Source organism: Photorhabdus khanii NC19 (genome assembly GCF_000517265.1).
In the GTDB taxonomy this organism is placed as follows: Bacteria; Pseudomonadota; Gammaproteobacteria; order Enterobacterales; family Enterobacteriaceae; genus Photorhabdus; species Photorhabdus khanii.
Genome location: NZ_AYSJ01000013.1, coordinates 249,493 through 263,459, shown reverse-complemented (window position 1 = coordinate 263,459; position 13,967 = coordinate 249,493). Strand labels below are relative to the sequence as shown.

General features: G+C 47.2%; 7 protein-coding genes. All 7 read right to left on the bottom strand.

The window, feature by feature from the left end; genetic code table 11:
* Nucleotides 1–262: 262 nt before the first annotated feature.
* The gene (locus PTE_RS13185; protein WP_051477399.1) at nt 263–3,895 is read right to left on the bottom strand and encodes a transporter substrate-binding domain-containing protein; all 3,633 of its coding nucleotides are present in this window, start codon (nt 3,893–3,895) and stop codon (nt 263–265) included.
* A gap of 3 nt (nt 3,896–3,898) precedes the next feature.
* A complete protein-coding gene (locus PTE_RS13180; protein ID WP_036847224.1) occupies nt 3,899–4,525 on the bottom strand; it encodes a response regulator in 627 nt (208 codons plus the stop codon).
* 16 nt (nt 4,526–4,541) lie between these two features.
* The gene (locus PTE_RS13175) at nt 4,542–5,780 is read right to left on the bottom strand and encodes a hypothetical protein (RefSeq protein ID WP_241826174.1); all 1,239 of its coding nucleotides are present in this window, start codon (nt 5,778–5,780) and stop codon (nt 4,542–4,544) included.
* Nucleotides 5,781–5,890: 110 nt separating this feature from the next.
* Complete coding sequence (gene tssH / locus PTE_RS13170) at nt 5,891–8,434, bottom strand: type VI secretion system ATPase TssH (protein ID WP_036847218.1); 2,544 nt, start codon at nt 8,432–8,434, stop codon at nt 5,891–5,893.
* Complete coding sequence (locus PTE_RS13165) at nt 8,427–11,930, bottom strand: type VI secretion protein IcmF/TssM N-terminal domain-containing protein (RefSeq protein WP_036847215.1); 3,504 nt, start codon at nt 11,928–11,930, stop codon at nt 8,427–8,429. Before PTE_RS13165 ends, tssH begins: the two co-directional genes overlap by 8 nt.
* A gap of 15 nt (nt 11,931–11,945) precedes the next feature.
* A complete protein-coding gene (locus tag PTE_RS13160; protein ID WP_036847212.1) occupies nt 11,946–12,569 on the bottom strand; it encodes a DotU/TssL family secretion system protein in 624 nt (207 codons plus the stop codon).
* Nucleotides 12,566–13,963, bottom strand: coding sequence for a type VI secretion system baseplate subunit TssK (gene tssK, locus PTE_RS13155; RefSeq protein WP_036847209.1), 1,398 nt, complete (start codon nt 13,961–13,963; stop codon nt 12,566–12,568). The genes PTE_RS13160 and tssK overlap by 4 nt, the downstream gene beginning before the upstream one ends.
* Nucleotides 13,964–13,967 lie beyond the last annotated feature (4 nt).

Below are 13,967 nucleotides of genomic sequence, written 5' to 3'. Positions count from 1 at the left end.
TATCAACAATGAAGATACCCTATCAGTTATCATTTTAAGTATTAATTTTGTCGATACGCTACTTGTGCGTTGTGCTGTATTACGCAAGTCTGGTGAACTTTTACACCGCTTATGATCTGCGCAATCTGAAAGCCGATCAGACTAGACTCTACCTGCTTTGTTATGCCTGGTGGCGTTATCGACCTTGATGAAGTTGTGGCGGGACGGGATTTAGGGTGACGGTTCCGGCTTACAACCCTTACTCCCTTCGCCAAAAGCTATGTCATTCGCTTTGATTCACATCTTGCAATTTTTCCAATTGCTGCTTAATCTGCTGTTGGAAATATTCCGCACGAGTCAACAACGCTTCAATCGTCTTTTCATCATAACGTTCACCCTTTTCAATACGCAGACATATACGTATTCCTTGCTGATATTGCATCAGAGCAAAAGCGCCTTTCATACGGTGTGCGTGGTGCGTAATTTTTTCATGCACTTGTTGATTTTCCGGTTGTCTCAGTTCTGCAATATCTTCCGACATCCCTTTCCACACCGCACTGAGTAATTGGTACTCTACAACAACATCTTGCTGGGCTAGCGCCAGAATCTCATCAAACTGTAACGTGACTTCGTCATTCACCTGTCGGTAATAACGGCTGATTTCTGCCAGCAATTTGCTTTGTACCAGCGGCTTGGTCAATACACCATCCATTCCCGCGTCCAGACAACGGGCTTGCTCCGTAGAAAACGCGTTCGCGGTACATCCCAGAATAATAAACGACGGTAATTGCCGTAGTCGCTCATGTTTTCTCAATAACTGAGCCAGTTCGTAACCATTCATCACCGGCATCTGGCAATCCGTCAGCACAAGGTCAAAATATCCCTCTTCCATCAGATTCATCGCCTGTTCACCACTTTCAGCCAATACAACACGATGACCCGATGGGGCTAACTGTAACGACAACACTTGTAAATTGGCGGGTAAGTCATCAACAACCAAGATATTCAGCGATTCATTGATTTCTCCTTCAATATTTTCAGTTTTTTCGCTTACCGCTTCCTTTTCAACAACACTGCGCATAAGGGGTAACATCACCGTAACCTGTGCGCCGCCACTGGGTACACCGGTGATTTTCAGGCTGCCGCCCATTAATTCAACTAACTGTACTGAGATGGGTAACCCTAACCCTGTGCCGGTTTTACCACCATTGTTTTGCGTCACCTGTACATAGGGTAGCAAAACAGCTTCATACATGGTTTCCGGGATGCCGCAACCGGTATCTGCAACCACCAGCGTGATTTCATCTTGGTTACTCTTTGGAATATGCCGATAGCCAGCGCTGATCTGCACACCACCCTGTTCAGTAAATTTAATAGCGTTACCCAGTAAGTTATTGACTACCTGAGTTACACGTGTTGCATCCAGCAGGTGGTAATATTCAGACGGTAAATCGAATTGCCGGGCAAAAAACAACCCTTTTTCCTTAGCGCGATGACTAAAAGCTGCCACACAACTTCCCAGAACTTCCTGCAATGATTCTGGTTTTAAATTCAGCACCATACGTCCAGATTCTATCTTGGAGAAATCCAGCACATCGCCGATTATTCCCTGTAAAGACATTGCCGCGTGCCATGCGATATGTAATGGCGTAGGTGGCAAAGGTTGCTGTTTTACCTCCAGATCGAGAATACCGATAATTGCTTGCAAGGGCGTTCGGATCTCATGGCTCATGTGCGCCAGAAAATCTGATTTCTCCAAACTGGCAAGTTCAGCCTTATCGCGCTCCTGGCGCAGTTCTTGCGCCAACAATTTACGCTCGGTCACATCAAACCAGCCACCAATTATTCCCTGAACAACGCCTTCGGTATTGCTGTAACTCTCAAGCCACAAATAAACATCTCTGTCCTGCCCTTGGATGGCAATGCTACGGTCGGAAAAATGCGCAGGGGCACCTTCCAGACAGCGCAGAAAAATCATACTGATATCTTGCTCATCGGCAGGCTTTAAAAAGCACAAAGAAAAGAGACTACGGCCAATCACATCAGACCCGAGCGTATCCATCTCGCGGCGGAAATAGAGGTTAGCTGCCGTAACGCACATGGTCGGATCGCAGACAAACATTGGCGTAGGCATGTTATTAAATAGGGTTTCCCAATACGTCAGCAAATCCTGTAAGTTGTTTTCCGCTCTTTTACGTCGTCTGATCTGATGAGCAAGATAACTCCCCCAAAAGGCCGAACTCAATGCAATGACAAATAACGCCCCTCCCCACAATTTCGCCCAGGGAGAAATTTTACTGTCAGCATAGGGGGTCACATTTCCCATAGATAACCATTTCAGACGCAACACCCGCAGCTCATTTGGCGGCAATGCATCAATGCTTTTATTTAATATGTTAACCAATTGGGGATAATCGGGGATGATGGCGTATTGTTCCGGTTGCAATGAGCCTTCAAAAAACTGAATAGAAATATTGGTGCCATAGCGGCTTGCTTGCAGATAATCAGCACTTATTAAGCTATCAAAGGTTGCATCTGCCGCCCCGGCTAGCACCATATCAATACCTTGCGCCACGTTATCAACTTCCATGATGAAGATCTCCGGATATTGCTTTAATACTGACAGGAGAGCATGGCCGCGCTGAATCGCTACCCGATGGTGTTTAAGTTGTTCAAACTCATAGGGCGCATTACGCTCATTGCGCGTGATCATCACCCATTCCACCGTACCGTAAGGATGACTAAAAGTGAGCCAACGACGACGTTCCGGCGTACTGATCAAAGAAGTCATTTGGGCTTCGCCATCTTTAAGCAGTTTTTTAACCCCCACTGCGCCATCCGCCGGGATAAAATTAAAGGTAATGCCACTTTTTTCTCCCAGCAGACGTAAAATATCCACATCCAGGCCGGCGAGTTGCCCATCTTTATCCAGAAATGAGTAAGGCGGCGCAGTACGGCTAATCGCAACGTTGACTACAGGATTTTTTTTAATCCAGGTTTTTTCTTGCGGCGAAAAGATTGAGGTATCGCTATTGCCGCTCAGAGCCAGCCCGGAAACCCAACGTTGATAAACCTTATTTCTGATTTCGTGAGGAATGGCAGTCAGGATGAGATCTATTGTTTCAACGATACCATCGCCGTTGTGGGCAAGAAAATCATACCGCTCTCCCTGAGAAATATCCCGACGGTAAGTCAGCTTTGTAAACGGGCGAAAAGCCAGCAAGTAGGCAATCTGGCTTTGTCCGTCCAGATAAGCATCGACTTCACCATCCACCACCGCTTGTATTCCCTCCTGTTGGTTTTTCGCCACCAAAACGCTGCGGTAATGTTTACGCAATTGCTCAATGGTATTCGGGTTACTGCCTGGTGCTGCCATAATATTCATTTCTGCAAACGGCATATTTGCTTGTTCTTTGCGCACAATCAGGGCAAGCGGCTGTACCAGAACCGGGTAAGTGTCATCCCTCCTGTTTTCCGACTGGGATGAAGCAGAATGTGATAACAGCTGAATATCTCCACGTTGTAATGCGGCATAGGCTGATTCCCAGTTACCAAACAACCGGATCTCCACCGGCCTTTTCAATACAGTTTCAATCAAGCGCAGATAGTCAGCATAAATCCCTTCCAATTTGCCATCCCAACGATGGATCACCAATGGCGCACCGATACAGCAGAGAATGCCGACTTTCAGGGTGGGAAATCGTGGGATCAGCATCCCTTGCTCTTTGATAGGTAATTTGACGGGTAATGGCACAAATTCCTGAGTGATGACATTCGAATAAAACGCCACCGGTAGCCCGTCTGAAGGCAGCTCTTGCGCATTACGGTATTCAAACAGATTGAGACTCCGGCCAGGTAATGGCAACAGGAGTATCAATACAGCTAACCATCGTGATCCTTTACGGCCGCCTTTCATCTATTACAATCCCAATCCAACCTGATGCAAATAATTATAGAGCGCTGCTTCATTATCTAACCCCAATTTTTTCATCGCGCTAATTTTTTGTGCACTGATTGTCTGCTTAGTACGGTATAAACGTGCAGCGATATCATTCACACTCAATCCTTGCCCCAATAATTTAATCACTTCCAGCTCTTTGCCGGTTAACGCCTTTACAACTTCCTCGTCCGGGGATTCAATAAACTGCTTACTCAAATAAGGCTCATCGTGCCCCGTTGTACTGTACAATCCTTTCACTAACTCGTGAGACAGACTGTTTTTGTTCAAAATCGCTTTCACTTTATAATCAATCAATGACGCTATTATCTTCCGGTCACTGATCATCGTGATCACCACAACAGGCAAATTCGGATATTGCTCACGAATTCGGCTAATCATCCGTAAACCGTCGATTTGGTTATCACCTGGCATATTGAAATCCGTAATCAGCATATCCGCCTCTTTTTCCTCTAGCAGGGAAAAAAGTGTCGTAACATCATGCGCTTCCCCCGCAATCTGATAATTCTCGGGTAATGTTGCCAATATGGTGCGTAGCCCTAATAAGAAGACTGGATGATCGTCAGCAATAATGACTTGTCTTGGCATTGGTTATTTCTCCATATTATTTTCTATCCGCTATTTCACGCATAGTTCCTTCAATAAAACCGGCATTTTCGCCTACATGAACGATCAAGGCGATAATCACAGGGTTAAATTCGCCTTTACCATCAGCAATCCGAATTTTTAACGTCTGCGGTATCCGCGAGACGGAACACTTAAGCTGTTCGATTTTCTGCCGATCTTCTGTATGCACCCAGGCCATTAACTGCGACCAGCAGACGGGCGCTTTTCCACACCGCATCCAGGCCGCGTCATGATGCCAATACAGGTGCCCGTCGGCACTTAACCGAAAACAATTAACCTGTTCTTGCTCCAGCATAGCACTCATTAACAAAAAATGCGCTTTACGGCGATGTAATGCATTGATTGTGTTATACAAACAACTACAGAATAACAATGCAGGTAGGGTAAATGCGGTACTGTACCATGCCGCAATTTGCACGTTCTGTTGGAGGCTCGTTAGTGGGGATGCGAATGGCCCAAAACCAAAGATGGTTGCACTCACGATCCCTACCGTACATAAGGATAAAAAGCCGCTTAATACTAGCAAATCACCTCTTAACGCCAGTAGCATCGGCAGGCTGAAGGAAAAAAGGAGCCCTACTCCTTGCCAATGTATTTTCCCGGTTTCAGGTGGCGGGCTGGTAAACAATGCTGTCATGGCAAATACGGCTACTAACCATAAACTATAAGCTTTCCTGTCTTCAGCCCGGCTTTTCTTGTAGGTAATGCAAGAAATAACAAAAAACGTAAACGGCAGATAACTCAACACAGAGCCGACAACAATCGATAATGAAATGGATATATCGGTGGGGTAACCCAATAAATGAAGTACCCACTTTGCCATAAGTCGCTCAGTAATTCCGCTTAACGAGCAGAGTACGGTCAGATTTAAGATGTCACTTGTCCGCTTCGGAGCCCACATTGCACCGTAGAAAAATTGCCAAACCAACCCTGTCACGACCAACATTGCCACATTGATACACGAAAATATCAGTGAGACATTTACCGGTCTGCCATACCACTGGCTGGCTGTTAGCGAAATCAGAGCACCCGTTATTAACCAAACAGGCCAGTACCGTGGTGCCCTGGCGCAAAAAATGCCTTGTAACAGGCCAGCCGGAAACCACACCAATGACGACAGACTCCAGACATCACGCACTTGCAAACTTAGCAGTGCCAGCGCAAAATTAACTAGCGTAAAAATAAACCAAAAGACCACTATCTTTTTCATTTTCATCAGGATCTCATTCCGTAACATTGGATGTTACATCATAAGATAATAATAGCAGAGAAAGCAGCTTCTTACCGTAAATTGATAATGCTAGATCGTGATAGTTTCTCTTGTTATTACGATAACTGTATTTGGCCTTCTATAACATCCAGCCATACATCTTCATTCACCGGTGCATCTCCTAACAGCAACTGATCTGATAACAGAGGCAAGACGAACCGGGTTAACAGGTTATCAATTTCACGGGCACCACTTTCTGCGATCTGGCATCCTTCAGCAATAAAATCCACCAGCGCATTGCTATAGTGCAACTCGCATTGGGTTACTTGACGATAACGCATCACAACTTTATTCAGTTTATGGTGCACAATGGCATGCAGCACTTCGCCATGTACCGGCAAATAAGGAATGACCTGCAAACGACCTAAAAATGCTGGCGTAAAGATACGTTGCAGTTCCGGCCGGATAATTTCCTGAATATCTTCAAGTGTTGCCGGATGAATTTCCCCCTGTATTTTCACGCCTTGCATCGCTGCACGCATCACCAAATCCGATGCGGCATTAGTGGTCAGGATAATCAACGTATTGCGGAAATTAATCTGCTGTCCTTCGGCATCTTCCATCATGCCTTTATCGAACACTTGGAAGAAGAGTTCCAGTACATCAGGGTGTGCTTTCTCAACCTCATCAAGTAGCACCACGCTGTAGGGCTGATGGCGAACCGCCTCAGTCAGCACGCCCCCTTGCCCATAACCGACATATCCTGGAGGAGAACCTTTCAGGCCGGAAACAGAATGTGCTTCCTGATATTCCGACATGTTGATGGTGATCAGATGATGTTCACCGCCATACAACTCATGAGCCAATGCCAGAGCAGTCTCGGTTTTCCCCACACCAGAAGGACCGGCAAGCATAAATACGCCGGTCGGCTTTACCGGATCAGCCAGTTGTGCTTTAGCAATCCGAATCTGACGAGCTATCTGACTAAGCGCATGATCTTGCCCCATTACCCGTTGACTCAGGCGCGTTTCCAACTGGCGTAGCACATCGCGTTCATTTTCCACCATCCGCCCAAGAGGTATCCCCGTCCAGCCGGCAACAATATCTGCAACACAGGCAGCATCAACGCAGTCAAATACATAGGCATGCTGATGGTGGCGCTGACGCAGTTCCGCACGCAGCACAGCTAACCGTTCGTTGTGTTCCTCACAGGTAAGGATATCGTTCACTAACTGACGTTGCGCGTGATATTCCGGCAAAATTTTCTCTAGTGATACCTGCAATTCGGTTTGACGCTGTGCCAACTTTTGTAATTGGGTTTCATGACCACCTTCACGCAATAATGCTTCCTGTTCGGTGGCAATGTTTGCCAGCATGGCACGCAGATCTTCAATCGGCGCAGGTTCGTCAGTCTGTGAAACGGCAACACGGGCACAAGCGCTATCCAACAGACTAACTGATTTATCCGGCAACTGACGTCCGTTGATATAACGGCTGGATAATACAACGGCTTCTGTCACCGCCTCGGCAAGCACGTTGACGCCATGATGTTTTTCCATCGCCGGCGTCATGGCGCGCAACATGGCTGTCGCCAGCTCGATCGAAGGCTCTTCAACTTTGATCACCTGGAAACGACGCGCTAACGCTGCGTCTTTCTCAAAGTACTTCTTATATTCTGCCCACGTGGTTGCAGCGATAGCACGCAATTCACCACGCGCTAACGCCGGTTTCAACAGATTGGCCGCATCGTTTTGTCCGGCCTGACCACCCGCGCCAATCAGAGTATGGGCTTCATCAATAAACAAAATCACGGGTGTGGGATATCCTTTCACCTCATCCAATAATTTCTGCAAGCGACTTTCAAACTCACCTTTTACGCTGGCGCCCGCTTGTAACAGCCCCATATCCAGCGTAAACAATTCGGCCTGAGCCAGCACTTCCGGCACACGGCCATCGACGATACGTTGAGCAAGCCCCTCGATCAGTGCTGTTTTACCGACACCTGCTTCACCCGTTAATAACGGGTTGTTTTGGCGGCGACGCAGCAACACGTCAATTAACTGACGAATCTCCCGTTCACGGCCCAGAACCGGATCCAGTTTGTTATCACGCGCCGCCTGTGTCAGGTGATGAGTGTATTGCGCCAGCGCGGATTGGGTATTATCTCCAACGGGAGCGGTAATGTGCTGCGGTTCTGTATGTACCTGTGTACGCAGCCACTGTTCTATAGCATCGGTGTTACACTGTAACGCTTGCTGTAGCTCCAATGTGAGTGAATGATGCAGTGACGGATTCATTATCAGTGCCGCAATCAGCGCCTGCGAGGTAATCTGCAACGCTCCCCAGTGGGTACTGGCGTACATCCAGCTCTGTTCCATCCATTTTGTCAAGTTAGTCGCCAGTACCGGAGGACGATGATTACCGCTGCGTAATAACGTCAGTGACCGCTGGCAGGCATTCAGCAACGCGATAGCATCAATACCACCGTGGTGACACACCTGTTCCATCATCGGCATCTGTTTTTCAAACAAAGCCAGCAACAGATGCTCAATTTCCACTTCATGATGGGTACGCCGTACTGCCAGATTAGCGGCCTCATCCAGACATTGACGCGCTTCCACCGTTAATTTACTGACGATCTGTTTAAGATAACTACTCACTTTTAGGTTTCCTTAATTCATTCCAATATGTGGTGATCTGTAACGGCAACGTAGAAAGGGTTCCTTTCGCCACTACCGGTTCACTTAAATTTAACAACTGGCTGTCCAGTCGGCTGCGTTGTTCCAACAACGCCGTTTGTTGCTGCTGATGTTGCTGCCATTGCCGATACAATGCTGAAACTTCCTTCCCTCCGCTGATCTGATAGCGCACGGTGATGTTATTGATACCCAGCGCACTTAATTCATCATGTTGCTGCGGGAATGCCTGTGCCGCTAGCGTCAATTCACCACTGGAAAAGGCATGGATAAATTTCAGTAAACCATCAGTACCAACGTAGCTTTTACTTAGCGTAAGGTCGGGGAAATACACTTCAATCTGTACCTTACTGCATGATCCCGGGCTCCAGTGCAAGGTCCTGCTGTCATTGAAATTCATGCTTTTGAGTTGTTGTACGCCATCATCACAACTCAGCGTCACTGAACTGCCAACTGGCAATACCCGAGCTCCTCGGTTGGCCGTTGCGGGCTGACTAGTAATCATCACCTCCGCCGATTGATCTTGTTCCGGTTCCTGCTGTTCAGTCGCCAGTTCACGCTCACTTTCCAGCAAGTTGAGTTTCTCTTGCAGGCGCCGACGAATATCAGATGTCGATGAAAGCATGTCGTTCGGCTGGATCAGGTTATTGATATAGAAAATGAAATCATCGTTAAACGGAAAGACCACATCTTCTATTGCCTGGCGCTGAATGCCTTCAGGACGAATATCCAGCGCATACTCTGCGGTATCCCGCACGAACGCATTGCTGTACTCATACAGCCGCGAGTTTAATTCCCGGCCATCAAACAGTTCCTGTCTGCTTAATTTTTCCATCGGCCAGATCACTTTGCTTTCCCACTGTGTCTGCAATTGACTAGCAGCACTTAAGAATGCATAACGCAATACCAAATGTGCATCACCCTGATAGAGTCGCCACAAGGTTTCATTGACAACTTCATTCTGTTTATTTTCGGTTTCATGACGCCACAGAGTGAAAAGATTAAATAAGGTACGTAAACCGTTATCATTCAGCTCCCCTTTCTCGTTACTCAGCGCATTTTTGACCAACAATCCGGTTTCTATATCACTAAGCAATTCACGCTGGCTATTTAACTGCACAGCCTGCCGGTAGGCGCGATAACGTGTCAGCGCGTTGTCATCCAGCTGCACAGAGATCTGCGGTGAAATGCCAAGCCATGACATGATGCGCTGGCGCAAGGAGATGTTCCCCAGCGAGATGCGTTGCATCACGTTGCTTTTTTGCACATAACCATGCAGTTGCCATAAACGCTGTTGCGTCTGCAACCAAGGCTGCTGATCTTCCTGCGCCACCGTAGATAAATCACTCTCCAACTTCTTTAAGAAGGAGATATAGGGGCTATCATATTGACCTGTTGCCAATATCAGCGCTCTCCAGTTTCTCTTGCCGCGTACCCACTCTTCCGCTTGTGGCATAACCTGGGCGAATGCTAACCATTCTGACTGGCGCTGATTCTGATACTGTTGATAAAACGAGCGCTGCAAAGGAACAAAAACTGCGGGTTTGTGAAGCGCTTGTGCCAATTCATCCAGAATCGCCTGAATATCACGCTCACCTGCCTGGGTATAAATACCGCGAATACGGGCATTAATTTTGGTGGCATCATCGCTGACCAACGGCCAGAAATCAACCAGCGTCAGCGAACGTGTTCCTACGGGTTGTTCATCGGCTAAAAGCCATTGCCAATTACCGGTATCCTCCAGTAAGGATTGCAATACATTCCGCCATTGTTCAAATTCCTGCTGTGCGTTGTCCTGCTGATACTGTGCCAGACGCAGAGCCACGCGCTGTTCTGCCGATAAAGGATCATTTTCACCGCTTAACAGTGAAGCTGAATAAACTGGCATACGCTGTAAAGTTTCCAGCGTAGCGCCATGCGCCATTGCTTGTTCAATATTGATAAAACGCGCCCAATGTAAAGCCAGCAGTCGTTTTTGCGGTGCTTCAGCGTGATGAAAGCGCGCAAGCAAGTGTGTAACCACCGACTCCGGGTTGAATGCCTCAACCGGTGCTTGTTGCTGATAGTCCCTCGCCATACGTTGTTCCATCGTATGGGTAACCGGATAAAAAATCAGATGTGACAGGGTTTCCTGCAACCAATACTCAACCTGCCGATAACGCAAGTAACTGCGCTCAAGCGGGTTTACCTCATGGATATTTTCAATCTGCATGACACCACGCCAGGTAGTGGTTAATGCATTACCTGCTCCATACACCAGCATCAAACTGAATATGATAACCAACGTGCGTTTGATCAGTGTTCGCCAACCTGTCAGTAAGACGGCATCATTACGGTGAACCTGCCCGGGCAGAGATTCACCCAACAAACGGTGGCTGAAAACGCCTTCAATTTGCTGTGGTTCCGCCTGATGTTCCGCAGTAAAAAACATGCCACGCAACAGACCATGTTCCAGATAATGATCATGATCAAATAATGCGCTCAGGTAGTAGCCCAGTGCCGGTTGCAGTTGAGCAACAGTTTCCGGCAACGCCAACACTTCAGCTTCCGGTTGTTGCCGTTGTTGATTGAGCAGTTTAAGGCGCATAGCTTTCAAGGCGTTGACAATAGTGCTCATACTCTTGTCCAGCACATCGGTGACATTACTCTCCGTATGATGCTCAATAAAATTGCCCAGCAATTCAGCACGTTGTTCTACCGATAGTTGTGCGCACCAGTGGTTAAAACCCGGCAATGTTTCACTATGTGTGAGGATCAACCAAACCGGCAGGCGGCGTTCCAGACGTATCTGTAATGGCTCCAACTGCGCCCGCACATTGCGTGCTGCAATATACAGCGCTCTGTTGTCGCTTTTTAGCAACTGCTCCACTGACAGGCAAACCAATACACCGGCGGGCTTACGGACTTGCGCGATCCAGCGTATCAGACGCATCCATGCTTGCCGGTACAAAGATTGTCCTTCGGTATAACGACCAGAAACCACCATGTACATAGCACGGCGGAAAAACCACCAGCGACAAGTAAAGGTATTCTCTGTAAGCGACGGCAGATTCTTCCCTGTCATTGGCGCCACATTACAGTGAGCTAATAGTCCCTGTTTACCATTACCACGCTCTCCCACCACCAGAAACCACGGCGGCATGGATCTGTTACGGTGTAACAGCGAACGAAACCGGCGCCAGCTTTGTAAACGTCCTCCCCACCACCAGTGCTGATACAGTAAATATTCCAGGCGATTACTTCCTTTCCGCCAGAATTTATTTACCCCGCGCAGTTTATTGGTTATCTGAGGTAAGAATGCCATTGCTCCACGCAGCAGTAATAACAACAGTAATAGGAAAAGAAACAATAACAGGCCACTTATTGTCGGCCATGAAAGTGCCACTGCAATAGCTAAACTGAGTAGCAGAAAGACAGCCATCACGCTGAACCAGCCAATGGCATAAAATAACTTTTTCATGTTTAATTTCCGAATTTATCGGCCAATATTCAATAAATAGACGTTGATGAAAATATAAATTGATGCAAGAGATAACATTAATAATATTAATTTAACGCGCCATTTATTATTGGATCGTCTATTTTCCATAAGATTATCGCACGTATTCATTAACCGATGATTTTCTAAAGAAATATAACGACGCAAAGTATCAGGAAGATTCTCTAATTCCTGCTGGATAATATTATGCAATTCCAGATTATCACGTTTGCCATAACGACCATAAAACCCAGAAAGCAGACAAAAAACATAGACTAGCCGAACCGGGTAATTATCCGGCACCAACGCGGCAAGACGATCAAAAAACGTATTTCCACCAAGCTCGGCATCATAAAGCTCTGCCTGCAATGATGATTGTCGCCAAATATTCAATTCTTTTTGACCTGCGCACAAAATGGCTTCATCTGCCCAAACCACCACCGCGAAGTTTGCCTCTTCAATATCCTGCAATCCATAACCATGCAGACGCGCTTTATTTTGTGCCTGCGTCAGTGCGGCTAACAGTGTTTGCCGCAACTCTTCGGCATGATTCACCTGTTGTTGAATCATGCGCAGCACACAAGTGAATACCGGGATATAACAATCTAACAAATGCATCATGATGCTCTCACTATAACGATCTCTATCTGCAAATCGTCTGGCACATCAGCCCAGTGCACCGCCACACGCTCACTCTCTTCTACCTGCCGCCACAGCGCACCACGATTTTCTACCCGGAAATAATGCGTATTTGTCCGGTTAGGTAAACCATGCGGGGCAATTTCCTGGTAATACAGACGCACACCAGGCAAAGCGCGATTAATAATGCCGTCGATTTGTTCCGCCGCGGCCAGTTTAATCAAACGATCATCAGGAATTTCACGTTCGCTATGGGTAAAGCTGTCAGAACGCAGCACCAGATAAACCCGTTGCTGTTCACTCACTCCCGCGACATTGAACATGGCATGATAATAACCGCGACTTTCCTGTTGCAGAGGGATGACCGTATTCGGTTCCAGCACCAATGCATTGAGTAGATCGGTAATTGTCCGTTCACAACTATTGAGAGTCAGGGCTAGATTCAAATGCTGATATTTTTCCAGTACTTCTTCTTGCCCGTTCCACTCCCCTAAAAAAGAGCAACGATCAGTAAAACAGGAAAGCTCACTGATCAGTTGGCGCAATAGCCCAAAAATCTGTAAGGGATGAACATCCCGCGCCTCCTGGAAATGATGTAACTGCACGACATAACGCGCCAGAGTACGCAACGTCAGCAATAATGTGCTTTTTTCCTGGGTATAAACTTCCCCTTCCAGCGTTTGTGGACGTTTCAATTCTTCCAATTGATGGACACGTCCAGTCAGCTCCTGGCACAGTTGCTCAATGCGTTGCCCCAGTTGTGGCGCAGCATATAGCGTCAAACATGGTGGCAGATAGCGGTTATCCAATTCAATGCCGTCACCGGTACAGTGCAGTTGACCCACCGGCAACAGGGTATAACCCGTTGCTTGTGCAATCTCATCGTGCAGGAAAAAACGTAAGTTATAGGTAAGTTGTTGTACTTCTGCTTCCGGTCCTTCACCAAAAGCATCCCGCATACGCTGTTCTTGCGGCCATGTTACCCAACGGCTGGTAATATTACCGACACTTCCGCTATCCGTGATGCCGGTAACGTTACTTTGATTGTGGCTGAACATACGCAAGCCAACATAAATGCGCTGCGGTTTTTCGCGCACCAGCCAGCAATCACGTAATGATCGGGCACTGAGTACCCCATTGACACCACAATCCACATAACAACCCTCGGGAAAAATAAACGCGGCATCATGGACACTAAGCTCTTCATCACTTAGCGCAGCTAGATTGAACGCCAACTTCACCACACCAAATGCATAAGGTTGAGTCAGTAACTGATAACGCCCTTGCCAGTATTCATGTTGCAGCTCATGCGCCTGAAAGTGTTGCGGTTGTAAATACAATCCTGAATACCAATACATCGGTTTATATTCAAACATGACG

Excerpts from the sequence above, each read along its gene's own strand:
- PTE_RS13165 (WP_036847215.1), bottom strand. The coding sequence starts at position 11,930 with ATGAAAAAGTTATTTTATGCCATTGGCTGGTTCAGCGTGATGGCTGTC.
- PTE_RS13160 (WP_036847212.1), bottom strand. The coding sequence starts at position 12,569 with ATGATGCATTTGTTAGATTGTTATATCCCGGTATTCACTTGTGTGCTG.
- PTE_RS13180 (WP_036847224.1), bottom strand. The coding sequence starts at position 4,525 with ATGCCAAGACAAGTCATTATTGCTGACGATCATCCAGTCTTCTTATTA.
- PTE_RS13175 (WP_241826174.1), bottom strand. The coding sequence starts at position 5,780 with ATGAAAATGAAAAAGATAGTGGTCTTTTGGTTTATTTTTACGCTAGTT.
- PTE_RS13185 (WP_051477399.1), bottom strand. The coding sequence starts at position 3,895 with ATGAAAGGCGGCCGTAAAGGATCACGATGGTTAGCTGTATTGATACTC.
- tssK (WP_036847209.1), bottom strand. The coding sequence starts at position 13,963 with ATGTTTGAATATAAACCGATGTATTGGTATTCAGGATTGTATTTACAA.